We start from the raw sequence: 26,421 nt of genomic DNA, 5'->3' as shown, positions 1-26,421 counted from the left end.
TGCGCGCCGGCGGCTGCAATGGGCGATGCCGGCCGCGTTCGCGGTTCGACGGGCTCACCATGAACGCGGGGCAGCGGAATGGCACGATGATCAGGTCCCGCGCGGCTTGGCGCGGTGGGTGGCGGTGGCGCTCCACGGGTCGTCCGGCCACGGGTGGCGCGGGTAGCGGCCCTTCATTTCCTTCTTGACCTCGGGATAGGTGCGCTCCCAGAACCCGCGCAGGTCCTGGGTCACCTGCAGCGGGCGGCCGGCGGGCGAGAGCAGGTGCAGGGTCAGCGGCACGCGGCCGTCGGCGATGCGCGGGGTGTCGGCCAGGCCGAACAGTTCCTGCAGCTTGACCGCCAGCACCGGCGGCGCCGGCGTGCCGTCGGCCTCCAGCGCGTACGCGATGCCGCGCTGCATCCCGGAGGGCACGGCGATGCGGGTCGGCGCGAGCGCGTCGAGGCGCTGGCGCAGCGCCCACTCCAGCCGCCCCTGCAGCGCCTCGCCCAGTTCCTCGGCGGTGAGCGCGTCCAGCCGGGTCTTGCCGGCGAAGGCGGGCGTCAGCCAGTCCTCCAGCGTCGCCAGCAGCGCGGCGTCGGACACATCCGGCAGCCCCAGTTCCGGCATCCATGCGCGCAGGCACTGCACGCGGTTGCGCCACTGCACGAGCGCCTCGCTCCACGGCAGCACGCCCAGACCGAGGTCGCGTACGGCGTCGGTCAGCGCCCGCGCGGCCCGCGCCGGATCGACCCGGCCCGCAGGTTTCGCCGCCAGCACGATGCCGTCGAAGCGGGCGATGCGCGCGCTCACCAGCGCGCGCCGCTCGGGATCCCAGCGCACTTCGTCGGCCTCGGAGAACTGCGCGGCGAAGTCGCGGCGCAGCACCGCCTCGTCCACCGGCGCCGCGCGCAGCAGCAGGGCGTCCTTGGCCTCGTGGCGCAGCTCGCTGGCCACCAGCCACGGCTCGCCGTACAGCACGGAGTCGTCCGGCAGGCGCGCGCTGCGCCCGTTCGCCAGCAGGTAGCGGCGCGCATCCTGCGGGTGCTGGCGGGCGATGCGGTCGGGGAAGGCGTGCGCCAGCAGGTTGCCCAGCGCATGCGCCGGGGCCGCGGCGGGCGGCGCGGCTTCGCAGCGCAGGCGACGCCGCCACTGCCGGGCCGCGGCATCGATCGCCGCCAGCGCGCTGCGGCTGGCCTCGGGCGGGCTGCGCCCGGCGCGGAACGCGGCCAGCGCCTGCCAGCGCGCGGCCAACGCATCGCTGCGCAGGCGCAGCGGGTCGCGGGCTTCCAGCAGCGCGGCGAGGTCGCAGGCCAGCGCGACCTGCCCGGGCGCCTCGGTGGCGAGCAGCATCGCCGCCAGGCGCGGATGGGTGCCGAGCGCCAGCATCCGGCGTCCCTGCGCGGTGAGGCCGCCGCTGGCCTCCAGCGCGCCGAGCCGGCGCAGCAGGTCGCGGCCCGCGGCCAGCGCACCGGGCGGCGGCGGATCGGGGAAGCGCAGGTCGCTGCTGCCCCAGGCCGCCAGTTCCAGCGCCAGCGGCGCCAGGTCCACCTGCGCGATCTCCGGCCGCCGCTGCGGTTCCAGCCGCTGCGACGCCGGCCACAGGCGGTAGGCCCAGCCTTCGGCCACGCGCCCGGCGCGGCCGGCGCGCTGGTCGGCGCTGGCCTGCGCGATCGCCACCACGTCCAGCCGCGAGAACCCGCTGTTCGGATCGAAGCGCGGCTCGCGCGCCAGCCCGCTGTCGATCACCACGCGCACGCCGGGCAGGGTGACGCTGGATTCGGCCACGTTGGTCGCCAGCACCACCCGGCGGCGGCGGTCGGGCGCGGGCTGCAGCACGCGCGCCTGCTGCTCGACCGGCAGCTCGCCGTGCAGCGGCAGCACCTCGGCGGGCAGCCCGGCCTGGGCCAGCAGCGCCTCGGCCTTGGCGATCTCGCGCCGGCCCGGCAGGAACACCAGCACATCGCCCGGATGCGCCGCCAGCGCCTGTTCGATCGCGCGCCGCACCTGGTGTTCCAGCGCCTCGTCGCGGCGCGCCGGGAAGTGCGCTATGTCCACCGGGAAGCTGCGCCCCGCGCTCGACAGCCGCGGCGCATCCAGCCACGCGGCCAGCCGTTCGCCGTCGAGCGTCGCCGACATCACCACCAGCCGGAGGTCGTCGCGCACGCCGGCCTGCACGTCCAAGGCGAGCGCCAGGCCGAGGTCGGCGGCGAGATGGCGCTCGTGGAACTCGTCGAACAGCAGCACGCCGACGCCCTCCAGCAGCGGGTCGTCCTGCAGCATGCGGGTGAGGATGCCCTCGGTGACGACCTCGATGCGGGTGGCCGGCCCGACCTTGTGCTCGAAACGGATGCGGTAGCCCACCGTCTCACCCACCGCCTCGCCCAGCTGTCTCGCCATGAAGCCGGCGGCCGCGCGCGCGGCGACGCGGCGCGGCTCCAGCATCACGATCTTGCGGCCCGCCAGCCACGGCGCCTCGAGCAACGCCAGCGGCACCTGCGTGGTCTTGCCCGCGCCCGGCGGCGCCTCCAGCACCAGCCGCGGATGCGCGGCCAGCGCGGCGAGGATCTCGGGCAGTAGGGGCGAGATCGGGAATTGCACGCGCACATTGTAGGAGTCACGCCTGCCAGGCCATCGCCCTTGCCTCTGCCTCCGGGCCGCGGGGGATTCGCGCGCGCCATGGATGGCGCGCGGCCGCGCGTCAGAGCCGCACATGCCACACCCACCCCCCGGCAACGTAACCACCCCGTTGCCAGACCCGGTCGGGCCCACGGCACTGGCCTGGGGCGTGCATGGGTGCACCAGGGGCAGCAAAGGAAGGCAACGTCAGGCCGTCGCACGGGGCACGGGTTCCGTGCGTCCGTAGGCGATGAGCAATTGCGTATATCATCAATTTTGTCTTTTACGCCCCGCCCTTCGCATGGCCCCGACCGCCCCCGCAGACAACGACTCCGACCATTTCGAGCGTGAACTGCAAGCGCTCGAAGCCACACGGCAAGAAGTCCTGAACAAACAAGCCGTGGCCGCCGATGAGCTCTCCAGCCTGCTTCCGGCATGCAAGAGCGCGGCCGCCGAGATCGAGCAGACGCTGCAGCAGGCCAGCCATGCGCATCTGCGGGAGTTGAACCGACAGGCGTCCGCGAGGGCCACTCGCAGCGCCCTGGGCCTGCGGCCCGTCGCAGGTGGCCGCAAGCGGCAACTGCTGCTCTGGGTCACGCTGCTGCTGCTCATTCCGGCATTGGTGATCTCGTTCGTGACCGGACGCAATTTCTTCAATGTCGTTGGCCATGCACTCCACCCCTGGCAATGGGGGCTGTCCGACGCGTTTGTCTGGGAGTTCGCCAGCATTCCGAGCGTCCTGCTGTATGCGGGGCTGGTCAATATCGGTCGCAAGCGCCTGGCAGCGCGCGCCAATGCCGGCGTCGCGGCGGTGATCGGTGCTTTCGGCCGCAGCGGTGCGGCGCTGATGCAGTTTTCGACCGGCTTGAGCGGCGATCGCGAATATCCTTACAAATCGACCCTCGCCCCTGCGGCAGATGGCCCGCAGTTGGATACCTGGAAAATCCGGGACCAGTACGGGGACTTGCGCGGAGCCAGCTTCGCGGCGGTGCTGATGTCGAACGATGCAAGCAAGGTCCACAGCCTGCTGCGCCTGGATGCCGACCCGGTGTTGATCGACATCCACGGCAGGCATTCCGAGTCGGAATGGGCGCACCTGCGCCAGATCGCGGCGATCGCGGCACCGCGTCTGGCCGCGCATGTGCCGCTGGCACGCAAGCTCGGAGAGTGCGGCGATGCCGTGCGCGCGGCGCGGGCGGAACTGGCCGCCATCGATCGCAGGCTCGCCACGGTCCGCAATGCCGCATCCGACTGGGCAGAGGTCGCGCTGGAACCGAGCAAGCTCGATCAGATGCTCAAGCTGGTCGATCTTTTCGTCTCGGGGCGCAAGCCGGTACCGAAAGGGTTCTTGATGTACGGCCCGCCGGGTACCGGCAAGACCCTGATCGCGCGCAAGCTGGCCAAGACCGCCGGCTGCCATTTCGAAGCCGTGACCATTGCCGACCTCAAGGCCGGCTACATCGGCCAGACCGCGCCCAAGGTCAAGGACGTCTGGAAGCGCTGCCGCGCGCATGCACCCGCGATCCTGTTCGTGGACGAATGCGAGAGCGCATTCGCCCGGCGCAGCAGCAGCGATAGCGACTCCTTCGGAAACGAGCTGGTGCAGACCTTCCTGGCCGAGTGGGATGGCTTCGAGGGCAACAGCCAGGTACTGGTGATCGGCGCCACCAACCGCCGCGACATCCTGGATGATGCGATCGTCTCGCGCTTCACCACCACGATCGAGATCGGCCTGCCCAATGCCGTAGCGCGCCGCAAGATCCTGCGCCACGAACTTAAGCAAGCCGGTATCGCCATGGACCCACCGGATGCCCTGGTCAACGAGACGTCCGGCATGTCCGGGCGTGACCTGCATACCCTGGTGGCGGCGATCGTCGCAGACCACCCCGCGGGCGTGAACGATGCGCAGGTCCTGCTGGCCACCGTGCGCCGGCAGCGCGGCAAGCATGCGACCGATGTCAAGGAACTGACCTGGGACGACATCGTGCTGCCGCCGCGCACGCTCGAGGAGTTCGTCGGCCTCGGCAAGGAGTTGCGCAACGCCGAGCAGCTGGCAGCCCTAGGCATCCCCGCGCCGCGCGGCATCCTGCTCTATGGGCCTCCGGGAACCGGCAAGACCCAGATCGCTCGCGTGCTGGCCAGCCAGTCAGGCTTGTCGTTCATCGCCGCCAGCACCTCGGATCTGAAGGCCAATTACCTCGGCCAGTCCGGCAACAAGGTCAAGGCGCTGTTCGAGCGCGCCCGCGCGCAGGCCCCCTGTATCCTGTTCATCGACGAGATCGACATCGTCGCGCCGGCACGCGACGGGCGCGACGACCAGATGACCCAGGAAATCGTCGGCCAGCTACTGCAGGAGCTGGATGGTGTCGCCAACAAGGCCGGGCAGGTGTTCCTGCTGGCGGCGAGCAACTATCCGAACCGGATCGACGGCGCCCTGCTGTCGCGCCTGGAGCGCAAGGTGGAAATCGGCCTGCCGGATGCCGAAGGACGGGCGCGCATCATTCGCCTGCTGCTGTCCGGCAAACCCCTCGACTTCGATGCGGAAGACATGGTGCGCGAACTGGCGCAACGGACCGAAGGCTATTCCGGGCGCGATCTGCAGTCGCTGGTGACGCGCGCGACCCGTGCCGCCGTCAAACGCGCCATGCTCGAGCACGACGATGCCAGCAAGACGCAGCTGCGACGCGACGACCTTGAGCACGCGCTGACAGCGTCCAGCTGACACCCGCCTGGCCCTCCGTGCGTCCGCGGGGCATCACATGCAACTCATCGACATCGGCCTGAACCTCAGCCACGACAGCTTCGACCGCGACCGTGACGCGGTCTGGCAGCGCGCGCGCGAGGCGGGGGTGACGCGCGCGATCCTCACCGGCGCCAGCCGCGCGCACAACCCGAAGGTGCTAGAGCTGGCGCGCAGCCGGCCGGGCGAATGGTTCGCCACCGCCGGCGTGCATCCGCACCATGCGGCCGAGTACACCGAGGAATGCGACGCCGAACTGCGCGCGCTGCACGCCCAGCCCGAGGTGGTGGCGGTGGGCGAATGCGGGCTGGACTACTTCCGCGACTTCTCGCCGCGCCCGGCGCAGCGGCGCGCGTTCGAGCGCCAGCTGCAGATCGCCGCCGACCTCGCTGCGGCGGGCAACCCGAAACCGCTGTTCCTGCACCAGCGCGATGCGCACGCCGATTTCCTCGCGATCCTGCGGGACTTCGAAGGCCGGATCGGGCCGGCGGTGGTGCACTGCTTCACCGGCAGCCGCGAGGAATTGTTCGACTACCTCGACCGCGACTGGCACATCGGCATCACCGGCTGGCTGTGCGACGAGCGCCGCGGCCGGCACCTGCGCGAGTTGGTGCGCAGCATCCCCCCGCACCGGCTGATGGTGGAGACCGACGCGCCCTACCTGCTGCCGCGCACGTTGATCCCGCCGCCGAAGGACCGCCGCAACGAGCCGGCGTTCCTGCCGCACATCGTGGCGGAACTGGCGCGCGACCGCGGCGAGGCGATCGAGGTCACCGCCGCGGCGACCACCGCCACCGCGCGCGCGTTCTTCCGGCTGCCGGGCTGATCCGGGCGCCGCGGACGCGGCGGTGCCGTGCGTGCCGTGCGTGGTTCGACAGGCTGACCACGCACGGACAGGGCCGCGCGGTGGCGGGCTTGCAGCGGGCGATGCTGGCACCGTCCGTGGTTCGACAGGTCCATCACGAACGGCGATGGCGGCTCACCCATCGCGCGCGGCGCGGCCCTCAGTGGCGCAAGCCCACCCCGCGCTGCAGCAGCCACAGGCCGATCGCGGCGAGCGCCGCGGCGAAGGCCAGCATCAGCCCGAACGCCACCCCCACAGACACGTCGGAAACGCCGAGCAGCCCGTAGCGGAACGCGTTGACCATGTAGAAGATCGGGTTGAGGTGGGTGGCCGCCTCCGCCCAGCCGGGCAGCAGCTTGATCGAATAGAACACGCCGCCGAGGTAGGTCAGCGGGGTGAGGATGAAGGTCGGCACGATCGCGATGTCGTCGAACTTCTTGGCATACACCGCGTTGACGAAGCCGGCCAGCGAGAAGATGGTCGCGCCCAGCAGCACCGAGCCGACCGTGACCAGCGGGTGCGGCACCCGCACCCGGGTGAAGAACATCGCGATCACCAGCACGATCGCGCCGACCATCAGCCCGCGCAGCACCGCGCCGGCGACGTAGCCACCGAGGATCACCCAGTTCGGCATCGGGCTGACCAGCAATTCCTCGACGTGGCGGCCGAACTTGGCGCCGAAGAACGAGCTGCTGATGTTGCCGTAGCTGTTCTGGATCACGCTCATCATCACCAGCCCGGGCACGATGAAGTCCATGTAGCGGATGCCGTCCATGGTGCCGATACGCGAGCCGATCAGGCCGCCGAAGATCAGGAAGTACAGGGTCATGGTGATCGCCGGCGGCATCAGGGTCTGGCCCCAGATGCGCAGGATGCGGTTCACCTCGCGGCGCACGATGGTGGCCAGCGCGACCAGGTTGGGGTGGGCGGGCTGGCGCGCGCTCATGCCGCGTCCTCCTGCTTGCCGGTCAGGCGCACGAACAGTTCCTCCAGGCGGTTGCTCTGGTTGCGCATCGAACGCACGCGGATACCGGCCTCGCCGAGCACCGCGAACACGTGGTTGAGGTCCATCGCGCGCGGCATCTGCAGGTCCAGGGTCTGCGGGTCGGTGGCCTTCAGGTGCGCGCCGGGGATGTGCGGCAGCGGGTGCGGCAGCGTGCCGTCCACGTCGAGCACGAAGCCCTCCATGTCGAGCTTGGTCAGCAGCGACTTGATCGGCCCGCGCTCGATGATCTGGCCGCGGTCGATGATCGCCAGGTGCCGGCACAGGTGCTCGGCTTCCTCCAGGTAGTGGGTGGTGAGGATGATGGTGGTGCCCTCGGCGTTGATCTGGCGCAGGGTCTTCCACATGCCGCGGCGGATCTCGATGTCCACCCCGGCGGTGGGCTCGTCCAGGATCAGCAGGCGCGGCTTCGTCATCATCGCGCGTGCGATCATCAGCCGGCGCTTCATGCCGCCGGACAGGGTGCGGCTCATCTTGTCCGCCTTGTCCCACAGCTGGGCGTCCTTGAGCACCTGCTCGGCGCGCTCCAGCGCCTGCCGGCGCGGCACGCCGTAGAAGCCGGCGTAGTTCACGCAGATGTCCAGCGGCTTCTCGAACATGTTGAAGTTCAATTCTTGCGGCACCAGCCCGAGCTGGCGCATGGCGCGGCTGCGCTCGCGCTCGAGGTCGATCCCGAACACCTCGACCGTGCCGCTGCTCTTGTTCACCAGCGAGCTGACGATCCCGATCAGGGTGCTCTTGCCGGCACCGTTGGGGCCGAGCAAGGCGTAGAAATCGCCGGGGGCGACCTCCAGGCTCACGCCTTTCAGCGCCTCCACACCGTTGTCGTAGGTCTTGCGCAGCTCGTGGAGGCGCAGCGCGGGCACGGGATGGGACTGCATACAGGGCTCCGCCCCCGCGGCGCGGGGGCTGTCGGGACGGACCGGATGGCGGTACGGGTAGTATAGGCGCCCGCCCCGGCGCGCCCCGCGCGGCCGGCACCGCCGCTTCCGGAACAGAGCATCGCTTGGCCATCGTCCATTTCCCGCTCCGGCTCACCGCGCGCCGGATGATCGCGCCGAGCGTGGCGCACCTCACCTTCGTGCGCGACGACGGGCAGGCGCTGGACTTCGTGCCCGGCCAATTCATCCAGATCCACTTCCGCTATGCCGACGGCAGCCCGGCGCGGCGCAGTTATTCGCTGGCGACCCGCCACGAACGGCCACTCGTGGCCGGGGATGCGGTCGAGATCGCGGTGAGCTACGTGCCCGGCGGCGCCGCTACCGCCCTGTTCGAGGGCATGCCGCTCGGCGGCACGGTGGACGCCAGCGGGCCCTTCGGGCGCTTCTGCCTGCTGCCCCAGGATGCCAACCGCCGCTACCTGCTGATCGGCACCGGCACCGGCATCACCCCGTACCGCGCGATGCTGCCGCAGCTGGCCCGGCTGATGGCCGAACGCAGGGTGCAGGTGGCGCTGCTGCAGGGCGCGCGCACCCCGGCCGAGCTGCTGTACGGCGACGAATTCCGCGCGTTCGCCGCGGCGCACCCGGGCTTCCGCTACCTGCCCTGCCTGTCGCGCGAGTTGCCCGCGGCTGATTCCCCACACGCGCATGCCGACGTGCGCCATGGCTATGTGCAGAACGTGCTGCCGGAACTGGTGCCCGACCCGGCCGGCGACATCGCCTACCTGTGCGGAAACCCGGACATGGTGGATGCGACCTTCGAGGCGCTGAAGGCCATGGGCCTGCCGGTGCCGATGATTCGCCGCGAGAAGTACGTCAGCAACAAATGATCCGGGCGACGGATCCCCTGTCGCGCGCCTGCCTGCCGCGTTCGGCGGGATATGTAAAGGACGCTTGACAAGCGAGCCAAGGCCACCGTATCGTCGTGTCAAGCATCCTTGACACGACGCGTAGCTCATGACTTCGCAGGACTGTGGACGACGGCGTGGCCACCGCCTTCATCGCGCTCGGCGCGGTGTTCCTCGCCCGTTCGCGCCGGGGTTGCGCCGATGACCCTGCGCCGCTGGATGTGGATCTTCGTGGCGATCGCGCTGGGCTGCTTCGCCTTTGCCGCCGCCGGCCGCGCATGGCTGGGCTGGCCGCAGGCCGCCGTCGGCACCTGGGGCGGGATCGGCGCCGGCTACCTGCTGGGCGCGGCGCTGCTGGCGCTGGTGCCGCGCTGGTGGCGCCAGCATTGCGACGAGATGTACGCGCAACCGGCCGCACGCCGCTACCTGCGCGCGCTGTGGCCGATCCTGGTCGCCTATGCCCTCAGCCTGTTCCTGTCGCTGTGGCTGGTCAAGCGCGGGATCGAGGCGGTGCCGCTGCGCGCGCTGGTGGCGATCCTGCCCGCGCTGCCGATCGCGCTGCTGATGCGCGCCGCGCTGCGCTACCTGCGCGAGATCGACGAGCTGCAGCGGCGCATCGAAACCGACGCCATCGGCATCGCCAGCCTGCTGGTGGCGCTGCTGTACTTCGCCGGCGGCCTGCTGCAGAAGGCCAAGGTCATCGACCTCGATGCCGCCGCTGCGATGATCTGGGTGTTCCCGCTGCTGTGCCTCGTCTACGGCCTCGCCAAGATGGTGCTGGCGAGGCGCTACCTGTGAGGCGTGCCCGGTGAACAACCGCCTGCGCACGCTGCGCGAGCATCAGGGCTGGTCGCAGGCCGAGCTGGCGCAGCGGCTGGACGTGTCGAGGCAGACCGTCAACGCCCTGGAAACCGGCAAGTACGACCCGTCGCTGCCGCTGGCCTTTCGCATCGCACGCCTGTTCGGCTGCCGGATCGAAGACGTGTTCCTGCCCGATGACCCCTGACCCCATGCCATCCCTTTCCCGCGCCCTGCCCGCGAGGCCCTGCCGATGACCCCCCGCACCACCCGACTCCTGCTGGCGGCCGCGATCGCCGCCGCGATCCTCGGCTACAAGGCCCTGCAACCCACGCCCGGGGACGCCGACGCCGCGCCCGCCGCCGGCGCGCCGGCCCCGGTGGCCGCGGCCACGCCGGTGCTGCTGGGCAAGATCCCGTTCACCCCGTGCACGCTCAGCTCGCCGATGAGCCGGGAGAGCCTGGAGGCGCTGTGCGGCACCTACACGGTGCCGGAGGACCGCGCGCATCCGGACGGGCGCAAGATCGCGCTCCGCCTCGCGTGGCTGCAGCCGACCAGCAACGGCGAGCAGCAGGCCGACCCGGTGTTCTTCCTCGCCGGCGGCCCCGGGCAGTCGGCCGTGGACACCTTCCCGGCGCTGGCGCCGGTGTTCGCCGAGATCCGCAAGCACCGCAGCGTCATCCTCGTCGACCAGCGCGGCACCGGGCGCTCCAACCTCTTGGCCTGCACCCCGCCCGCGGGCGACGCCGCGGAAGCGGACACCTCGCCCGCGGCCATGCAGGCGCAGGCCGCCGCCTGCGCGGCCGCGCTGTCGAACAAGGCCGACCTGCGCTTCTACACCACCACCGACGCGGTGGCCGACCTCGACGCGGTGCGCCGCGCGATCGGCGCGCGCCAGATCAACCTGGTCGGCGTCAGCTACGGCACCCGCGTGGCGCAGCAGTACGCGATGCGCCACCCGCAGGCGACGCGCAGCATCGTGCTGGATTCGCCGGTGCCGAACGCGATCGGCCTCGGCAACATCTTCGCGCGCAACCTCGACGATGCACTGGCATTGCAGTTCGGGCTGTGCAGCAAGGACCCGGCCTGCAAGGCCCGGCTGGGCGATCCGCGCGCCGAGCTCGACCGCCTGCTGGCGACCCTGCGCGCCAAACCCGTCCAGGTGCAGTACCGCGATGCCAGCACCGGCGAACTCAAGCAGGGCACCCTGCGCGCCGAGACGGTGGCCGGGCTGGTGCGCATGTACGCCTACCTGCCGCTGGCCGCGGGGCTGCTGCCGCTGCTGATCCACGAGGCCAACGCCGGCCACTACGAGAACCTGATGGCGCTCGCGCACATGCTGGCGGACGGCATGCAGGACGCGATGGCGATGGGCATGCAGCTGTCGGTGGTGTGCAGCGAGGACGCCGACAGCATGGTCGCGCGCGCGCAGGACAGCGGCACCGTGCTCGGCAACGCCATGCCCACCGGCATGGCCGCGATGTGCCAGGCCTGGCCCAAGGGCCGGGTGCCGGCCGACTTCCACCGGCCGCTCGCGACCGCGGTGCCGGCGCTGGTGCTGGCCGGCGAGTTCGACCCGGTGACGCCGCCCCGCTACGGCGAACAGATCGTGCAGACCCTGCCCAACGGGCGCCTGTTCGTGCTCAAGGGGCAGGGCCATTCGGTGCTCGGCGCCGGCTGCATGCCCAAGCTGCTCACCCGCTTCATCGAAACGGCCAATGCCCGGGCGCTCGACGGCCAGTGCCTGGACAGGCTGGCCTATCCGGCCCCGTTCCTCGACTACAACGGCGCGGCGCCGTGACCGTCCCGCCGCCAGGAGCCAGACCATGATCGTCGCAGAACACCTGCGCAAGACCTTCCCCGGGCGCGGCAAGGACAAGGCCCCGGTGGTCGCCGTGGACGACGTGGGCTTCACCGCCCGCGACGGCGAGATCACCGGCCTGCTCGGCCCCAACGGCGCCGGCAAGACCACCACCCTGCGCATGCTCTACACCCTGATGGCGCCGGAGTCCGGCCGTGTGCTGGTGGACGGCATCGACGCCGCGCGCGACCCGCAGGGCGTGCGCCGCCGCCTCGGCGTGTTGCCGGATGCGCGCGGGGTGTACAAGCGCCTGACCGCGCGCGAGAACATCGCCTACTTCGGCGCGCTGCACGGGCTGGATGCGGCCACCATCGCCCGCCGCACCGCCACCCTCGCGCAGGCGCTGCAGATGGAAGACGTGCTCGACCGCCGCACCGAAGGCTTCTCGCAGGGCCAGCGCACCAAGACCGCGATCGCGCGCGCGCTGGTGCACGACCCGCGGAACGTGATCCTGGACGAGCCCAGCAACGGCCTCGACGTGATGACCACCCGCGGCCTGCGTGGCTTTTTGCGCGCGCTGCGCGCGGAGGGGCGCTGCGTGATCTTCTCCAGCCACATCATGCAGGAGGTCGCCGCGCTGTGCGACCGCATCGTGGTGGTCGCGCGCGGCCGGGTGGTCGCGCACGGCACGCCCGAGGAACTGCGCGCCTGCACCGGCGAGGCCAACCTCGAGGACGCCTTCGTGCAGCTGATCGGCAGCGAGGAGGGCCTGCACGCATGAACACTCCCACGTTCGCCGCCGCCCTGCTCACGGTGATGCGCAAGGAATGGCTGGACTTCTTCCGCGACCGCCGCACCTTCCTGCTCTCGCTGCTGATGGCGCCGCTGCTGTACCCGCTGATCTTCCTCGGCATCGGCAAGCTCACCCAGCTGCGCGCCGAGACCCAGCTGGAAAAGCCGCTCAGCGTGCCGGTGGTCGGCCTCGAGCGCGCGCCGAACCTGATCGGGTTCCTCGCCAGCTACGGCATCCAGGCGCGGCCGGCGCCGGCCGACATCGAGGCGCGGGTGCGCGCGCAGCAGGAGGACCTGGCGCTGGCGATCGACCCGGACTTCGCCAAGGACTGGGCGGCCGGCCGGCCCGCCAAGGTCGACATCATCACCGACACCACCCGCCGCAACGGCGACGTCAAGGTGGCGCGGGTGAGCAAGGTGCTGGAGGGCTACAGCAACGGCGTCGGCGCGATGCGCCTGCTGGTGCGCGGCATCAACCCGGCGGTGGCCACCCCGCTGCACGTCGGCACCCGCGACATGGCCACCCCGGAGGCCAAGAACAGCCAGTTCATGGCGGTGCTGCTGCCGATGATCCTGACCATCTTCGCCTTCATCGGCGGCGCCCACCTGGCGATGGACACCACCGCGGGCGAACGCGAGCGGCAGTCGCTGGAGCCGCTGCTGGCCACCCCGGCCCCGCGCGCGGCGCTGGTCGGCGGCAAGATGCTGGCCGCGACCGCGCTCGGCCTGGCCACGCTGCTGCTGATCCTGGTCTCGTTCAAGGCCTCGGCCAGCCTGGCCAGCGGCCTGGCCCGGCAGATGGACGTGAGCTGGCCGGCGATGGCCAAGCTGCTGCTGGCGCTGCTGCCGCTGGTGCTGATCGGCACCGCGCTGATGACCGCGCTGGCCGCCGGCGCCAAGAGCATGAAGGAGGCGCAGAGCCACATCATGTGGCTGATGCTGCTGCCGATGCTGCCGGCCTACGGGCTGATGGCCTACCCGCTGAAGGACACCGCGCTGTGGCAGTACGCGGTGCCGTTCCTGGCGCAGAACCAGCTGATCCAGAAGATCACCCGCGGCGAGGCCGCCTCGCCCGCGCAGTGGGCCGTGTACCTGGCCTGCGCGCTGGCGCTGGCGGCCCTGCTGTGGGCGCTGGCGGTGTGGCGCTACCGCCAGGAGAAGCTCGCGATCTCGGCCTGAGCCCGGGCTCGCATCGCCCACGAAAAAGCCCGGCGCCGGCCGGGCTTTTTCCATGGCCTGCCGATCGCCGGGCGGGCCGGCGATCCGCGCGCGGCGGTCACTGCTGGAACGCGATCGTGCGGCGGGTGGTGACCGGCTGCGACACCGGCTGGAAGCGCCAGCGCTTGGCCGCGGCGACCGCCTCGCGCTCGAAGTCGCGGGCGTACTGGCGCGGGCCGGCGGAGCTGACCGCGCGCACGTCGCCGACGCTGCCGTCCGGGTTGACCGTGAACTCCACCACCACCGAGGCGGTGGCGCCGGCGCGCTGGGCGTTCTGCGGATAGCGCGGCGCCCCCTGGCTGATCGGGCGCAGCTCGGTGCCACCGCCGCCCGCGGCCGCGCGCGGCGCCGCCGGCTGCGCCTGCGCCTGCGCCTGCGCCTGCGCCTGTGCCTGCTGGCGCTGGCGCTCCGCCTCGGCGGCCGCCTGCCGCTGGCGCTCGGCCTCCGCCGCGGCCTGGCGCTGGCGCTCGGCCTCCGCCGCGGCCTGCTGCTGGGCCTGCTGCTCGGCCTGCTGGCGCTGCTGCTCCTGCAGCCGGCGCTGCTCCTCCTCGCGCTGCTTGGCCTGCTCGGCCTTGCGCTTGGCGTCTTCCTCGGCGGTCAGCTGCTGCTGCTGGGCGCGCTGCGCCGCCGCCTGCTCGCCCTTGTCGATGCTGGCGCGCAGGCGGCCCAGGGCCGGATGCTGCGGATCGGCCTTGGCGATCAGCGCCACCAGCCGCTTGGCCTCGCCGAAGTCCTCGCGCGCGATCGCCTGCTCGGCGGCGATCACCGTCATCGGCAGCAGGTCGGTCAGGGCGCTGGAGGCACCGGCGTCGCCCGGCTGCTTGTCGCGCAGGGCGAGGTAGAACTCCATCGCGTTGTTGCCGGCCGGGGCGTAGAGGCGGTTCTCGGAATAGGCCTTGCTGGCCTCCTGGCGCAGCTGGTCGGGCCCGAGCGCGCTGACGCTGGCGGCGACCACCGACTCCGGGGTCGGCGCCGGCGCGGCGGGCGCGGCGGCGGTGGGCGCGGCCGGGGCCGCCGCCTCCTTCTTGCAGGCGGCCAGACCGGCGGCGGTGGCCACGGCCAAGGCGAGCGGCAGCACGGCGTGCCGCAGCGGGTGGTGGGCGGACATGGTGGCTCTCCCCTGTGATGCAGTTCGCAGCGGCGATAGCACGCGGCAGTGGCGCGCGTTTGTCAAGCCGCGGGCGGGACGCGGGCTACTTGCCGATGCAGAAACTCGCGAATATGTGACCGAGTAGGCAGTCCGGATCGACCCGGCCGCCGATCGCCCCGAGCGCGTCGTGGGCGCGCCGCAGCGCCTCCGCCGCCAGCTCCAGGCGCTCGCCGGCCAGCTCCGCGCGGGCCGCGGCGAGCCAGTCCCCGGCCTCCGCCAGCGCCTGCAGGTGGCGCGCGCGTGCGCTGAACTCGCCGGCCGTGCCGTCCCCGGCGCCTGCCAGCGCATGCAGGCGCGCGTGCAGCGCCGGCAGGCCCTCGCCGCTGCGGGCGGAGACGTACAGCGCGTCGTCCGCCAACGGCGGACGCGCGTCCAGCAGGTCGGCCTTGTTGTGCAGCCACAGCACCTGGGCGGCCGCGCCCAGCTCCGGCTGCAGCGCGGTGCGGTCGGCCTGCGCGCGGCGCGCATCCAGCACCGCCAGCACCAGGTCGGCGCGCGCCAGTTCGGCGCGCGCGCGGCGGATGCCCTCGGCTTCGACCGCATCCGCGGCCGCGCGCAGGCCGGCGGTGTCGACCAGGGTCAAGGCCACGCCGTCGCACTGCACGCTCTCACGCAGCAGGTCGCGGGTGGTGCCGGGCAGGTCGGTGACGATCGCGCGCTCGCCGCCGGTCAAGGCGTTGAGGAGCGAGCTCTTGCCCGCATTCGGCGCCCCCGCCAGCACGACGTGCAGGCCATCGCGCAGCTTGCGCCCGCGTTCGGCCTCGCGCCGCAGCTGCGCCAGCCGTTCGGTCGCGACCTCGAGGGCGTCGCGCAGGGCCGCGCCGCCGAGGGTCTCCAGCGGCTCGTCGGCGAAGTCGATCGCCGCCTCCACGTGCACCCGGGCCGCCAGCAGCGCATCCATCAGCGCCTGCACCTGCCGCGAGAACACGCCGTCCAGCGAACGCCGCGCCGCGCGCGCCGCGCGCGCATCGGCGGCCGCGATCAGATCCGCCAGCGCCTCGGCCTGGGCCAGATCCAGCTTGCCGTTGAGGAAGGCGCGCTGGCTGAACTCGCCCGGCCCGGCCGGGCGCGCACCGAGCGCGCAGCAGCGCTCCACCAGGGCCTGCAGCACGGGCAAGCTGCCGTGCGCCTGCAGCTCGACCACGTCCTCGCCGGTGAAGCTGGCCGGGGCGCGGAAATACAGGGCGATCCCATCGTCGATCACGCTGCCGTCGGCGGCGCGGAAGCGCGCGTGGTGCGCATGCCGCACCCGCAGCCGGCGCGCGCAGACGGCCTGCCCGATCGCGCGCGCGCGCGGCCCGGACAGGCGCACGATCCCGACCCCGGCGGCGGCCGGCGCGGTGGCGATCGCGACGATGGTGTCCTCGGCGGCGGCCATCCGCGCATGATCGCAGATGCCATCGCCCAGGCTCACGCCGGCCCGGGCCGGTCGTCGCCGCCGCCGAAGAAGCGCGCGTACAGCAGCAGGTAGCCGGCCTGGCACAGCGCGGCGAGCAGGAACGGCGCGGTCAGCCAGCCGGCGTGCAGCATCAGCCCGGCCAGCACCGGCCCCAGCGCGCGCGGGATCTGGACCGAGACGTTCTGCAGGCTGGCGGCGAAACCGCGGCGGTCGTCGCCGGTCAGGCCTGCGACCACCGCCTGGCGCACGCCGGCCGTGCCCTGGTTCATGCCTGCGCGCAGCGCGTAGCAGGCGGCGGCCAGGGCAAAGCCGGGCATCAGCGGGATCGCCAGCAGCAGCACCAGCCCCGCCAGGCGCATCCCCACCACCACCCGCACCAGCCCGTGGCGCTGGGCCAGACGGCCGGCCAGCAGCGCCCCGGCCGCCGCCAGCACGAAGCTGGCCGCGAGCGCCGGCCCGATCCGGTCCGGCCCATGCCCGAAGCGCAGCAGGAACCAGTAGGCGATCAGCGGGCCGACCATGCCGATGCCGAGGCCGTTGAGCGCGTTGACCGCCACCAGCCGGCGCAGGTCGCGGTTCTCCGCGGCGCGGCGCGCAGGATCCGGGGACGGCGCAGCTCCTCCTGCCGGGCCGCTCGTGGCGGGCGGCAGTTCGCGCAGGCCGGCGAGCAGGGCCAGGCCGGCCAGTGCCCCCAGCAGGGTGAGCAGGAAGATCCCGCGGTAGGCCATCTGCTGCCACGGCGGGGTGGCCGCCAGCCCGATGAGCGCGGTGGCGGCCGCGCCCACCGCCATCCCGGCGAAGCCTACGGCGGTGTTGATGCTGAACACCCGCCCGCGCTGCGCCGGCGGCAGGCGCAGCGCGAGCCAGGCCTGCTCGAGCGGGCCGAACGGCCCGGCGCTGCCGTTGGCGCCGCGGCCGAAGCCGCCGAGCACCGCGGCCAGCGCCAGCAACGCGGGCTGGGTCGTGGCCAGCGCCAGCAGTGCCGCACCCGCCTGGATCCCCTCGTAGGCCAGCAGGAAGCGGCGGCGGCCGCCGATGCGATCACTCGACGGTCCGACCGCGAGGGTCAGCGCGGCCCCGACCAGCAGCGCCGCCGACAGGGTGGCGCCGATCGCCGCCGCCGACCAGCCCAGCACGTGCAGGTACAGGCTGAAGGCCGCGACCTGCGCACCCTGGCCGAGACTGCGCGCGGCGCGCAGCGCGACCAGCCGGCGCACGTCGGGCGGCAGCCTCGCGGCCGCGTCGGCGGGCATGCGCGCGTCGGGCATGGGCACGGCTCAACCGCCGCGCGCGGCGGCCAGCCGGCGCGGCCTGCTCAGGCCTTGGCCGGAGCCTCGGCGAAGCGCTTGGTGTTCCACCACTGCTGCAGCATCCCGAGCGCGCCGTTGGTCACCCAGTACAGCACCAGGCCGGCCGGGAAGAAGGCGAACATCACCGCCATCACCACCGGCATCAGCTGCATCATCTTCTTCTGCATCGGATCCATGCCGACCATCGGGGTCATGCGCTGGGTCAGCCACATGATCAGGCCGTTGAGGACCGGCAGGATGAAGTACGGATCGCGCGCGGTCAGGTCGTTGATCCAGCCGAGGATCCACGGCGCCTGGCGCAGCTCGACCGCCTCCACCAGCACGTAGTAGAGGGCCAGGAACACCGGCATCTGGATCAGGATCGGCAGGCAGCCGCCGGCCGGGTTGATCTTCTCCTGCCGGTACAGCTCCAGCATCGCCATCTGGAACTTCTGCTTGTCGTCGCCGTAGCGCTCCTTGAGCTGCTCGATGCGCGGCTGGAACTTGCGCATCTTCGCCATCGAGCGGTACTGCGCGGCCGACAGCGGGTACAGCAGCAGCTTGATCAGCACCACCAGCAGCACGATCGCCCACCCCCAGTTATGGGTGAGCTTGTGCAGCTGGGTCAGCAGCCAGTGGATTGGCTTGGAGAGCACGGTGAAGATGCCGTAGTCCAGCGCCAGCTCCAGCCCGGGCGCGACCTGCGCCAGCTGGTCGGCGAGCTTGGGCCCGACCCACAGCACCGCGGTGCTGGACACGCCCTGGCCCGGCGCCAGTTGCACCTGCGGGCCGAGCGCCTGGATCCCGCGCAGCGGGCCGGCCTCGGTCAGCGAATACAGCGCGCCCTGGTCCGGCTGTGGCACCCACGCGGCGAGGAAGTAGTGCTGCGACAGCGCGATCCAGCCGCCGGTCACCGGCTTGCCCTGCGGGCTGGCCTTGTCCAGCGGCTTGTCGCCGAAGTCGGCGAACTTGCGCTTCTCGTACTTGTCCTGCGGGCTGTACCAGGCCGCGCCGCTCAGGGTGAAGGCCTGCGGGTCGGTGAAGCCGTGGCGGGTGTCCGGCGGGATCCGCTGCAGGCGGCGGTCGACCAGCCCGCTCCACGGGGCGCTGCCGGCATTGCGCAGCTCATCGTGCACGCGCACGGCATAGCTGCCGCGCGCCAGGGTGTAGGTGCGGCGCAGCTGCACCCCGTTGCCAAGCGCGCCATGGAACACCAGCTGCACCTGCGCCGCGCCCGGGGCCAGCTGGGCGCCGGCGGGGTCGCCCTCCGGCTGCAGTACGATCGGTTGGCCGTCGCTGCCGCGCCAGACGTCGCTGGCGGTGTACTGGCTGCCGGCGGCATCGTCCAGCAGCAGCACCGGCGGGCTGCCGGCGGCCTGGGTCTGCGGATAGCGCAGCAGTTCGGCGCGCAGCACGCGGTTGCCGTCCAGGGTGAGCGCGAGCACGTCGTTGCGCAGGGTCACCAGGCGTGCGCCGCCGGCGGCCGGGACCGCCGCGGCTGCGGTGGCCGGTGCCGTACCGGGCACGCCGGCGGTCGCCAGCGCCGGGGCGCCGGGGCTGGCCGCCGCCGCGGCGGGCGCCGGCGGCGTCTGCTGCTCCTTGCCCCATTCCATCCACAACAGGGTGGCCACCATCAGCCAGGCGAGGATCAGGAAGGTGCGGGTCTGGGTCATCGGGCAGGGGAGTCCGGCCGGCGCGGAGCGCGCCGCGGAGCAGCGTCGGAAGGGGAGGCGGGCGGCATTGTGCCGGCCCGGGCGGGTGCGGGCAACGCGCCGGCGCGCTGCAGCAGCCCGCGCAGGGCGCGGCGCAGTCCGGCGCTGTCGAGGTCGGCCGCGGCGCCGCGCGCGACCACCACATAGGCACCGGTCGCCAGGTGCGCGCGGCAGTGGCGGAATTCCTCGCGCAGGGCGCGCTTGATCCGGTTGCGGCCGACCGCGCGCGCGTCCACCTTGCGCGAGACCGCCAACCCCAGCCGCGGCGGCTGGCCGTCCGCGAGCCTATGCAGCACGAGCGCGGGGCCGAGCACGCGCTGGCCGTCGGCGAACACGCGGTCGAACTCGGCGCGGCGGCGCAGGCGCGCCGTGCGCGGTAGCGTCGCCGACGCGACGACGCCGGCATCCTCGTCGGATACCGGCGTCCCGGTGGACTGCATGGCCATGTGCGCGGCCGCCCGCTGGCGGACGCGGGTCAGACCGTCAGGCGATGCCGGCCCTTGGCGCGACGGCGGGCGAGGACCTTGCGGCCGTCGGCGGTCTTCATGCGCGCGCGAAAGCCGTGGTCGCGCTTGCGCTTGAGGTTGCTGGGCTGGTAGGTGCGCTTGGTGGCCATGGCGGCTCCTTGTGCGGATCTGGCGCGGAAAAGACGCGGGATGATACGGGCCGATCGCGGGCGGCGCAAGCCCGGCATCCGCCTGACGGCGGGACGCCTGCGGCCCGTGGCCGGCATCGGCAGGCGGTGGTACGCTGCCGCCACCCCCACTTATCCACAGGCCTCCGCGCGGAGGCCGGTCGTGTCCACGCCGTGACGTTCCCTTCCCTGCCCGACATCTGGCCACAGTGCCTGCGCCATCTGGAAGCCGAGACCCCGCCCGAGGAGTTGCAGACCTGGCTCAAGCCGCTGCAGGCCGACCAGCAGGGCCAGGACCTGGTGCTGTACGCCCCCAACGGCTTCGTGCGCGACGAGGTGGCCCAGCGCTTCCTGGCGCGGATCCGGGTGCTGGCCCGGCACTACGGCGCCGATGAGGTCGCGCTGGACGTCGGCAGCGTGCCACGCACCCCGCCTCCGGTCGCCGTCGGCGCGGCCGGGGAGGCGTCCGCGCCCGCGGCGCGCGCGCCGGCCGAGCCCTTCCAGGGCAACCTCGACCCGCACTACACCTTCGACAACTTCGTCGAGGGCCGCTGCAACCAGTTCGGCCGTGCCGCTGCCTGGCAAGCCGCGCTCAAGCCCGGCGACCGTGCCCACAACCCGCTGCTGCTGTATGGCGGCACCGGGCTGGGCAAGACCCACCTGATGTTCGCCGCCGGCAACCTGATGCGCCAGCAGCATCCGGGCGCGCGGGTGATGTACCTGCGCTCCGAGCAGTTCATGAACGCCTTCACCAAGGCCCTGTACGACCGCAGCAGCGGCGGTATGGAGGCGTTCAAACGCCAGTTCCAGGGGATCGACGCCCTGCTGATCGACGATATCCAGTTCTTCGCCGGCAAGGACCGCACCCAGGAGGAGTTCTTCCACACCTTCAACGCGCTGTTCGACGGCCGCCAGCAGATCATCCTGACCTGCGACCGCTACCCGCGCGAGGTCGAGGGCCTGGAGCCGCGCCTGAAGTCGCGCCTGGGCTGGGGCCTGTCGGTGGCGATCGACCCGCCCGATTTCGAGACCCGCGCCCAGATCGTGCTGGCCAAGGCGCGCGAGCGCGGGGCGCAGGTGCCCGACGAGGTCGCGCAACTGATCGCCAAGCGCATGCGCAGCAACGTGCGCGAGCTGGAGGGGGCGATCAACAAGCTGATCGCCGAGGCCGGCATGGCCGGGCGCCCGCTGACCCTGCAATTCGCGCAGGAGAGCCTGCGCGACCTGCTGCGCGCGCAGCAGCAGGCGATCAGCATCCCCAACATCCAGAAGGCCGTGGCAGACTACTACGGGCTGCAGGTCAAGGACTTGCTCTCCAAGCGCCGCACGCGGTCGCTGGCGCGCCCGCGCCAGGTGGCGATGGCGCTGGCCAAGGAACTGACCGAGCACAGCCTGCCGGAAATCGGGGATGCGTTCGCCGGCCGCGACCACACCACCGTGCTGCACGCCTGCCGCCAGATCCGCCAGCTGATGGAGACCGACGGCAAGCTGCACGAGGACTGGGACAAGCTGATCCGCAAGCTGACCGAATGAACACCGACCGAGGACAACCGCTGGACAAGCTGTGGACAACCGCGGGACAGGCAGCGGGACGGGAAATTGTCCACAGCTTGCACACCGCGGCCGCGGCCGTCGTTCACAGCCTTCGACGTCGCCGAAATCCTTGCCATTTCAAGCACTTGTACCGGTCATCCACGGCCGGAACCGGGCTCCAGCACCACCGCTTTTGACAGTATTACTTTCTGCTCTAGATGCCATGCCGCGGCCCGGGCCGCGCCACCAACGAGGGTCGATATGCGGTTCTCCCTGCAACGCGAAGTCCTGCTCAAGCCGCTTGCCCAGGTCGTCAACGTGGTCGAGCGCCGCCAGACCCTGCCGGTGCTGGCCAATCTGCTGGTGCGGGTGCGCGACGGGCAGCTGGCGCTGACCGGTACTGACCTCGAGGTGGAAATGGTGGCCCGCACGGGGGTCGAGGACGCCCAGCCCGGCGAGACCACCATCCCCGCGCGCAAGCTGTTCGAGATCGTACGCGCGCTGCCGGATGGCAGCCGCGTCAGCGTGCAGCAGGCCGGCGAGAAGGTCAGCGTGCAGGCCGGGCGCAGCCGCTTCAGCCTGGCCAGCCTGCCGGCCAACGACTTCCCGGCGATCGACGAAGTCGATGCCAGCGAGACCTTCCACGTCCCCGAAAGCGCGCTCAAGGAGCTGATCGAGCGCACGGCGTTCGCGATGGCCCAGCAGGACGTGCGCTACTACCTTAACGGCCTGCTGTTCGACCTGCGCGAGAGCGCCCTGCGCTGCGTCGCCACCGACGGCCATCGCCTGGCGCTGTGCGAATCCGGGCTCGAATCCGGCCCGCAGCCGGGTCGCCGCCAGATCATCGTCCCGCGCAAGGGCGTGCAGGAGCTGCAGCGCTTGCTCGAGGGCGGCGATCGCATCCTCGAGCTGGAGCTGGGCAAGGGCCATCTGCGGGTCAAGCGTGATGACGTCACCTTCACCAGCAAGCTGATCGACGGCCGCTTCCCCGACTATGAGGCGGTGATCCCGATCGGTGCCGACCGCGAGGTCAAGGTCGACCGCGAGGCGCTGCGCGCGGCCCTGCAGCGCGCCTCGATCCTGTCCAACGAGAAGTACCGCGGGGTGCGGATCGAGGTTTCACCGGGCCTGCTGCGGATCAGCGCGCACAACCCGGAGCAGGAGGAGGCCCAGGAGGAGCTGGAGGCCGAGACCAGCGTGGACGGGCTGGCGATCGGCTTCAACGTGAATTACCTGCTGGACGCGCTCGGCGCCCTGCGCGACGAGTTCGTGCTGCTGCAGCTGCGCGATGCCAATTCCTCCGCGCTGGTGCGCGGCGCGGCGAGCGCGCAGGCCCGGCACGTGGTGATGCCGCTGCGGCTGTGAGCCTGCCCCGGTTCCACGTGGAACACCGCCGACGCCCGGAGCAATCCGGGCGTCGGTCTTTGCGGCCGGAGCTGCGGCGATGCTGATCGAGCGCGTGCGCGTCCAAGATCTGCGCAGCCTGCGCGCGGTCGATTGGCAGCCCGCGCCCGGCTTCAATGTATTGGTCGGCGACAATGGCACCGGCAAGACCAGCGTGCTCGAGGCCGTCCACCTGCTAGCGCATGCGCGCAGCTTCCGCGGGCGCGTGCGCGATGGCCTGGTGCGGGTCGGCGCCCTCGAACTGCAGGTGCATCTGCAGTGGCGCGAGCCCGGCGGTCGCCGGCGCGGCGCCGGGCTCCGCCACAGCGGTAGTCAGTGGCAGGCGCGGCTGGACGGGGCGGAGGTCGCCCAGCTCTCGGACCTGTGCGCCGCCTTGGCGGTGGTCAGCTTCGAACCGGGCAGCCATGCCCTGGTGCAGGGAGGTGCCGAGCACCGCCGGCGCTACCTCGACTGGGGATTGTTCCACGTGGAACGCGGCGCGGCGGACGGCGGCGGCTTCCTGCCGGTCTGGCGCCGCTATGCGCGCGCGCTCAAGCAGCGCAACGCCCTGCTGCGCCAGCGCGGCGGGCAGGGGGAGCTGGAGGCCTGGGAGCACGAGCTCGCCCAGTCCGGGGAGGCGCTGACCCGCTATCGCCAACAGCAGGTGGAGGCGCTGCAGCCACGCGTGGCCGCGACGCTGGCGGCGCTGTTGCCGGCCGCCGGCACCTTGCGGCTGGCGCTGCAGCCCGGCTGGCGGTCGGACGCGCTGGCGCTGGCCGATGCCCTGCTGCTGGCGCGCGAGCGCGACCGCCAGCTCGGGCACACCAGCCTCGGCCCGCACCGCGCCGAGCTGCAGCTGGCGTTCTCTGCGCTGCCGGGGCGCGAAGCGCTCTCGCGCGGGCAGGCCAAGCTGGTGGCGCTCGCGCTGCTGCTGGCGCAGGCCGGCCAGCTGGCCGAGCTGCACGGGGCCTGGCCCGTGCTGCAGTTGGACGACCTGGCGTCCGAACTGGATGCCGCACGCCGCGCCGAGGTGCTGGCGCTGCTGGCCGGGAGCGGAGCGCAGGTGCTGATCACCGGCACCGATCTTGCGGCGCTCGGGGACCTGCCGGCGCCGGCCGCGGTGTTCCACGTGGAACACGGGGCGCTGCGCCTGGCCGGAGGGCGCGCGCATTGATTGCTATACTCGCCACACCTTTTGAATTAGTGTGTCGCGGCGTGCCACGGCACGCCCGTGGAGAGTCCCGCGCCGATGTCGCAAGCCCCCCTGTCCCCGCCGCCGGCCGCGGCCGGCCAGCCCAGCTCGGCCTACGATTCCAGCAAGATCACCGTCCTGCGCGGCCTGGAGGCGGTCCGCAAGCGCCCGGGCATGTACATCGGCGACGTCCACGACGGCACCGGCCTGCACCACATGGTGTTCGAGGTGGTGGACAACGCGGTGGACGAGGCCCTGGCCGGGCATGCCGACGACATCGTGGTGACCATCCATGCCGACGGGTCGGTCAGCGTGGCCGACAACGGCCGCGGCATCCCGGTGGACATCCACAAGGAGGAAGGGCGCTCGGCGGCCGAGGTGATCCTCACCGTGCTGCATGCCGGCGGCAAGTTCGACGACAACAGCTACAAAGTCTCCGGCGGCCTGCACGGGGTGGGCGTGAGCGTGGTCAACGCGCTGTCCGACCGCCTGCTGCTGGAGATCTGGCGCGACGGCGGGCATTTCCGCCAGGAGTACGCGCTGGGCGAGCCGCAGTACCCGCTGCAGCGGGTCGGCGAGCAGGGCGCGCGGCGCGGCACCACCCTGCGCTTCTGGCCGTCGCCGGAGATCTTCAGCGACACCCGCTTCCACTACGACATCCTCGCCCGCCGCCTGCGCGAGCTGAGCTTCCTCAACTCCGGGGTGCGCATCACCCTGATCGACGAGCGCCCGGACGAGCGCGGCGAGGGCCGCCGCGACCTGTTCCAGTACGCCGGCGGCATCCGCAGCTTCGTCGAGCACCTGGCGCAGCTGAAGACCCCGCTGCATCCGCACGTGATCGCGGTCGGCGGCGAGCAGAACGGAATCGCGGTGGAGGTCGCCCTGCAGTGGACCGACGCCTACCAGGAAACGATGTTCTGCTTCACCAACAACATCCCGCAGAAGGACGGCGGCACCCACCTGCAAGGCTTCCGCGCGGCGCTGACCCGCACCCTGACCCAGTACATCGAGCAGAACGGGATCGCCAAGCAGGCCAAGGTGGCGCTGTCCGGCGACGACATGCGCGAGGGCATGATCGCGGTGCTCTCGGTGAAGGTGCCCGACCCCAGCTTCTCCAGCCAGACCAAGGAAAAGCTGGTGTCCTCGGAGGTGCGCCCGGTGGTCGAGGCGATCGTGTCCGCGCGCCTGGAGGAGTTCCTGCAGGAGCACCCGAACGAGGCCCGCGCGATCGCCGGCAAGATCGTCGAGGCCGCGCGCGCGCGCGAGGCCGCGCGCAAGGCGCGCGACCTGACCCGGCGCAAGGGCGCGCTGGACGTGGCCGGCCTGCCGGGCAAGCTGGCCGACTGCCAGGAGAAGGACCCGGCGCTGTCCGAGCTGTTCATCGTCGAGGGCGACTCCGCCGGCGGCAGCGCCAAGCAGGGCCGCAACCGCAAGAACCAGGCGGTGCTGCCGCTGCGCGGCAAGATCCTCAACGTCGAGCGCGCGCGCTTCGACCGCATGCTCTCCAGCGCCGAGGTCGGCACCCTGATCACCGCGCTCGGCACCGGCATCGGCAAGGACGAGTACAACCCGGACAAGCTGCGCTACCACCGCATCATCATCATGACCGACGCGGACGTGGACGGCAGCCACATCCGCACCCTGCTGTTGACCTTCTTCTACCGGCAGATGCCGGAGCTGATCGAGCGCGGCCACGTCTACATCGGGCTGCCGCCGCTGTACAAGGTCAAGCAGGGCAAGAACGAGCTGTACCTCAAGGACGACGCCGCGCTCGAGGCCTACCTGGCCAGCAGCGCGGTCGAGGGCGCGGCGCTGGTCCCGGCCGCGGGCGAGCCGCCGATCGAGGGCGCGGCGCTGGAGCAGCTGCTGCTGGCGCATGCGCGCGCGCACGAGGCGATCGCGCGCCAGGCCCAGCGCTACGACGCCGCCTTGCTGGCGGCGCTGGTCGATTTCCCGCCGCTGGACGCGGCCGGCGTGGCCGCGCACGGCGACCCCGGCCCGGCGCTGGCCGCGCTGGCGGCGCGCCTGAACCGCGGCGGCCTGGGCCGCCCGCAGTACGCGCTCGCCTGGCAGTCCGGCCAGGACGGGCATCCGCCCGCGCTGCGGGTGGAGCGCCGGCACATGGGCGAGCACACCACCCAAGTGCTGCCGCAGGCGCTGTTCGAGCACGGCGAGCTCAAGCCGGTGCGCGAGGCCGCCGCGCTCCTGCACGGGCTGGTGCGCGACGGCGCGCGGATCGCGCGCGGCCACAAGGCGCAGGCGATCGCCAGTTTCGCCGAGGCGCGCGCCTGGCTGCTGGAGGAGGCCAAGAAGGGCCGCCAGATCCAGCGCTTCAAGGGCCTGGGCGAGATGAACCCGGAGCAGCTGTGGGAGACCACGGTCAACCCGGAGACCCGGCGCCTGCTGCAGGTGCGGATCGAGGACGCGGTGGCGGCGGATGCCATCTTCAGTACCCTGATGGGCGACGTGGTCGAGCCGCGCCGCGAATTCATCGAGGACAATGCGCTCAAGGTCGCCAATCTCGACGTCTGAACCGGCGCGCGGCC

General features: G+C 72.1%; 21 protein-coding genes. 12 read left to right on the top strand and 9 right to left on the bottom strand.

Annotated features, from left to right (window positions below):
• Positions 1 to 90 precede the first annotated feature (90 nt).
• A complete protein-coding gene (gene hrpB, locus ML340_RS02700) occupies positions 91 to 2,580 on the bottom strand; it encodes an ATP-dependent helicase HrpB (protein WP_240096416.1) in 2,490 nt (829 codons plus the stop codon).
• 319 nt (positions 2,581 to 2,899) lie between these two features.
• On the opposite strand from hrpB, the gene ML340_RS02695 reads away from it, so the two are divergent.
• Both ML340_RS02695 and ML340_RS02690 read left to right on the top strand, forming a co-directional pair.
• Positions 2,900 to 5,320 (top strand): AAA family ATPase, encoded by a 2,421-nt coding sequence (locus tag ML340_RS02695; RefSeq protein WP_240096414.1) that lies wholly within the window; start codon positions 2,900 to 2,902, stop codon positions 5,318 to 5,320.
• Between the two features lie 37 nt (positions 5,321 to 5,357).
• Positions 5,358 to 6,164: a TatD family hydrolase gene (locus ML340_RS02690; protein ID WP_240096412.1), complete on the top strand. Its 807-nt coding sequence runs from the start codon at positions 5,358 to 5,360 to the stop codon at positions 6,162 to 6,164.
• 178 nt (positions 6,165 to 6,342) lie between these two features.
• Here the strand turns inward: ML340_RS02690 and ML340_RS02685 are convergent, their stop codons facing one another.
• Together ML340_RS02685 and ML340_RS02680 are read right to left on the bottom strand one after the other, a co-directional pair.
• On the bottom strand, positions 6,343 to 7,128 hold the full coding sequence (locus tag ML340_RS02685) for an ABC transporter permease (protein WP_240096410.1): 786 nt from the start codon (positions 7,126 to 7,128) through the stop codon (positions 6,343 to 6,345).
• Positions 7,125 to 8,066: an ABC transporter ATP-binding protein gene (locus tag ML340_RS02680; RefSeq protein WP_240096408.1), complete on the bottom strand. Its 942-nt coding sequence runs from the start codon at positions 8,064 to 8,066 to the stop codon at positions 7,125 to 7,127. The genes ML340_RS02685 and ML340_RS02680 overlap by 4 nt, the downstream gene beginning before the upstream one ends.
• Positions 8,067 to 8,128: 62 nt before the next feature.
• Here ML340_RS02680 and ML340_RS02675 point away from each other — a divergent pair, with 62 nt between their 5' ends.
• The 6 genes from ML340_RS02675 (at position 8,129) to ML340_RS02650 (ending at position 13,544) form a co-directional block, all read left to right on the top strand.
• The gene (locus tag ML340_RS02675) at positions 8,129 to 8,956 is read left to right on the top strand and encodes an FAD-binding oxidoreductase (protein WP_425608268.1); all 828 of its coding nucleotides are present in this window, start codon (positions 8,129 to 8,131) and stop codon (positions 8,954 to 8,956) included.
• A gap of 219 nt (positions 8,957 to 9,175) precedes the next feature.
• A complete protein-coding gene (locus ML340_RS02670) occupies positions 9,176 to 9,772 on the top strand; it encodes a hypothetical protein (RefSeq protein WP_240096406.1) in 597 nt (198 codons plus the stop codon).
• Positions 9,773 to 9,782: 10 nt separating this feature from the next.
• Positions 9,783 to 9,980, top strand: coding sequence for a helix-turn-helix transcriptional regulator (locus ML340_RS02665; RefSeq protein WP_240096404.1), 198 nt, complete (start codon positions 9,783 to 9,785; stop codon positions 9,978 to 9,980).
• Positions 9,981 to 10,025: 45 nt separating this feature from the next.
• The gene (locus ML340_RS02660) at positions 10,026 to 11,573 is read left to right on the top strand and encodes an alpha/beta hydrolase (protein ID WP_240096402.1); all 1,548 of its coding nucleotides are present in this window, start codon (positions 10,026 to 10,028) and stop codon (positions 11,571 to 11,573) included.
• A gap of 25 nt (positions 11,574 to 11,598) precedes the next feature.
• Positions 11,599 to 12,354: an ABC transporter ATP-binding protein gene (locus ML340_RS02655; protein ID WP_240096401.1), complete on the top strand. Its 756-nt coding sequence runs from the start codon at positions 11,599 to 11,601 to the stop codon at positions 12,352 to 12,354.
• Positions 12,351 to 13,544 (top strand): ABC transporter permease, encoded by a 1,194-nt coding sequence (locus tag ML340_RS02650; protein ID WP_240096399.1) that lies wholly within the window; start codon positions 12,351 to 12,353, stop codon positions 13,542 to 13,544. The genes ML340_RS02655 and ML340_RS02650 overlap by 4 nt, the downstream gene beginning before the upstream one ends.
• Before the next feature lie 97 nt (positions 13,545 to 13,641).
• Here ML340_RS02650 and ML340_RS02645 read toward each other — a convergent pair whose 3' ends face one another.
• The 6 genes from ML340_RS02645 to rpmH all read right to left on the bottom strand — a co-directional run bounded on the left by ML340_RS02645 (position 13,642) and on the right by rpmH (position 19,749).
• Positions 13,642 to 14,691 carry an energy transducer TonB gene (locus ML340_RS02645; protein ID WP_240096397.1) on the bottom strand — a complete coding sequence of 350 codons (1,050 nt, stop codon included), beginning with the start codon at positions 14,689 to 14,691 and terminating at the stop codon, positions 13,642 to 13,644.
• Positions 14,692 to 14,776: 85 nt separating this feature from the next.
• Positions 14,777 to 16,111 (bottom strand): tRNA uridine-5-carboxymethylaminomethyl(34) synthesis GTPase MnmE, encoded by a 1,335-nt coding sequence (mnmE, locus tag ML340_RS02640; protein WP_240096395.1) that lies wholly within the window; start codon positions 16,109 to 16,111, stop codon positions 14,777 to 14,779.
• Between the two features lie 32 nt (positions 16,112 to 16,143).
• Positions 16,144 to 17,400: an MFS transporter gene (locus tag ML340_RS02635; RefSeq protein WP_240096393.1), complete on the bottom strand. Its 1,257-nt coding sequence runs from the start codon at positions 17,398 to 17,400 to the stop codon at positions 16,144 to 16,146.
• Between the two features lie 47 nt (positions 17,401 to 17,447).
• A complete protein-coding gene (yidC, locus tag ML340_RS02630) occupies positions 17,448 to 19,094 on the bottom strand; it encodes a membrane protein insertase YidC (RefSeq protein ID WP_240096391.1) in 1,647 nt (548 codons plus the stop codon).
• Positions 19,091 to 19,579, bottom strand: coding sequence for a ribonuclease P protein component (rnpA, locus tag ML340_RS02625; protein WP_240096389.1), 489 nt, complete (start codon positions 19,577 to 19,579; stop codon positions 19,091 to 19,093). Before rnpA ends, yidC begins: the two co-directional genes overlap by 4 nt.
• A 29-nt stretch (positions 19,580 to 19,608) precedes the next feature.
• Complete coding sequence (gene rpmH / locus ML340_RS02620) at positions 19,609 to 19,749, bottom strand: 50S ribosomal protein L34 (RefSeq protein WP_072755073.1); 141 nt, start codon at positions 19,747 to 19,749, stop codon at positions 19,609 to 19,611.
• A gap of 207 nt (positions 19,750 to 19,956) precedes the next feature.
• Between rpmH and dnaA the strand changes: the two genes are divergently transcribed.
• The 4 genes from dnaA (at position 19,957) to gyrB (ending at position 26,407) form a co-directional block, all read left to right on the top strand.
• A complete protein-coding gene (gene dnaA, locus ML340_RS02615; RefSeq protein WP_240096698.1) occupies positions 19,957 to 21,300 on the top strand; it encodes a chromosomal replication initiator protein DnaA in 1,344 nt (447 codons plus the stop codon).
• 261 nt (positions 21,301 to 21,561) lie between these two features.
• Entirely contained in the window at positions 21,562 to 22,665 is a 1,104-nt protein-coding gene (gene dnaN, locus ML340_RS02610; protein ID WP_240096387.1) for a DNA polymerase III subunit beta, read from the top strand.
• A gap of 79 nt (positions 22,666 to 22,744) precedes the next feature.
• Positions 22,745 to 23,857 carry a DNA replication/repair protein RecF gene (gene recF / locus ML340_RS02605; protein WP_240096385.1) on the top strand — a complete coding sequence of 371 codons (1,113 nt, stop codon included), beginning with the start codon at positions 22,745 to 22,747 and terminating at the stop codon, positions 23,855 to 23,857.
• 75 nt (positions 23,858 to 23,932) lie between these two features.
• Positions 23,933 to 26,407 (top strand): DNA topoisomerase (ATP-hydrolyzing) subunit B, encoded by a 2,475-nt coding sequence (gene gyrB, locus ML340_RS02600; protein WP_240096383.1) that lies wholly within the window; start codon positions 23,933 to 23,935, stop codon positions 26,405 to 26,407.
• The last annotated feature ends 14 nt before the right edge of the window (positions 26,408 to 26,421 follow it).

This window comes from Thermomonas flagellata (genome assembly GCF_022419185.1).
Taxonomy (GTDB): domain Bacteria; phylum Pseudomonadota; class Gammaproteobacteria; order Xanthomonadales; family Xanthomonadaceae; genus Thermomonas; species Thermomonas flagellata.
This window is presented reverse-complemented; position numbering and strand designations above follow the sequence as displayed.

Excerpts from the sequence above, each read along its gene's own strand:
- ML340_RS02645 (WP_240096397.1), bottom strand. The coding sequence starts at position 14,691 with ATGTCCGCCCACCACCCGCTGCGGCACGCCGTGCTGCCGCTCGCCTTG.
- mnmE (WP_240096395.1), bottom strand. The coding sequence starts at position 16,111 with ATGGCCGCCGCCGAGGACACCATCGTCGCGATCGCCACCGCGCCGGCC.
- ML340_RS02690 (WP_240096412.1), top strand. The coding sequence starts at position 5,358 with ATGCAACTCATCGACATCGGCCTGAACCTCAGCCACGACAGCTTCGAC.
- ML340_RS02650 (WP_240096399.1), top strand. The coding sequence starts at position 12,351 with ATGAACACTCCCACGTTCGCCGCCGCCCTGCTCACGGTGATGCGCAAG.
- ML340_RS02655 (WP_240096401.1), top strand. The coding sequence starts at position 11,599 with ATGATCGTCGCAGAACACCTGCGCAAGACCTTCCCCGGGCGCGGCAAG.
- ML340_RS02685 (WP_240096410.1), bottom strand. The coding sequence starts at position 7,128 with ATGAGCGCGCGCCAGCCCGCCCACCCCAACCTGGTCGCGCTGGCCACC.
- recF (WP_240096385.1), top strand. The coding sequence starts at position 22,745 with ATGCTGATCGAGCGCGTGCGCGTCCAAGATCTGCGCAGCCTGCGCGCG.
- rnpA (WP_240096389.1), bottom strand. The coding sequence starts at position 19,579 with ATGGCCATGCAGTCCACCGGGACGCCGGTATCCGACGAGGATGCCGGC.
- dnaN (WP_240096387.1), top strand. The coding sequence starts at position 21,562 with ATGCGGTTCTCCCTGCAACGCGAAGTCCTGCTCAAGCCGCTTGCCCAG.
- gyrB (WP_240096383.1), top strand. The coding sequence starts at position 23,933 with ATGTCGCAAGCCCCCCTGTCCCCGCCGCCGGCCGCGGCCGGCCAGCCC.
- yidC (WP_240096391.1), bottom strand. The coding sequence starts at position 19,094 with ATGACCCAGACCCGCACCTTCCTGATCCTCGCCTGGCTGATGGTGGCC.
- ML340_RS02660 (WP_240096402.1), top strand. The coding sequence starts at position 10,026 with ATGACCCCCCGCACCACCCGACTCCTGCTGGCGGCCGCGATCGCCGCC.
- ML340_RS02635 (WP_240096393.1), bottom strand. The coding sequence starts at position 17,400 with ATGCCCGACGCGCGCATGCCCGCCGACGCGGCCGCGAGGCTGCCGCCC.
- ML340_RS02670 (WP_240096406.1), top strand. The coding sequence starts at position 9,176 with ATGACCCTGCGCCGCTGGATGTGGATCTTCGTGGCGATCGCGCTGGGC.
- ML340_RS02695 (WP_240096414.1), top strand. The coding sequence starts at position 2,900 with ATGGCCCCGACCGCCCCCGCAGACAACGACTCCGACCATTTCGAGCGT.
- ML340_RS02680 (WP_240096408.1), bottom strand. The coding sequence starts at position 8,066 with ATGCAGTCCCATCCCGTGCCCGCGCTGCGCCTCCACGAGCTGCGCAAG.
- rpmH (WP_072755073.1), bottom strand. The coding sequence starts at position 19,749 with ATGGCCACCAAGCGCACCTACCAGCCCAGCAACCTCAAGCGCAAGCGC.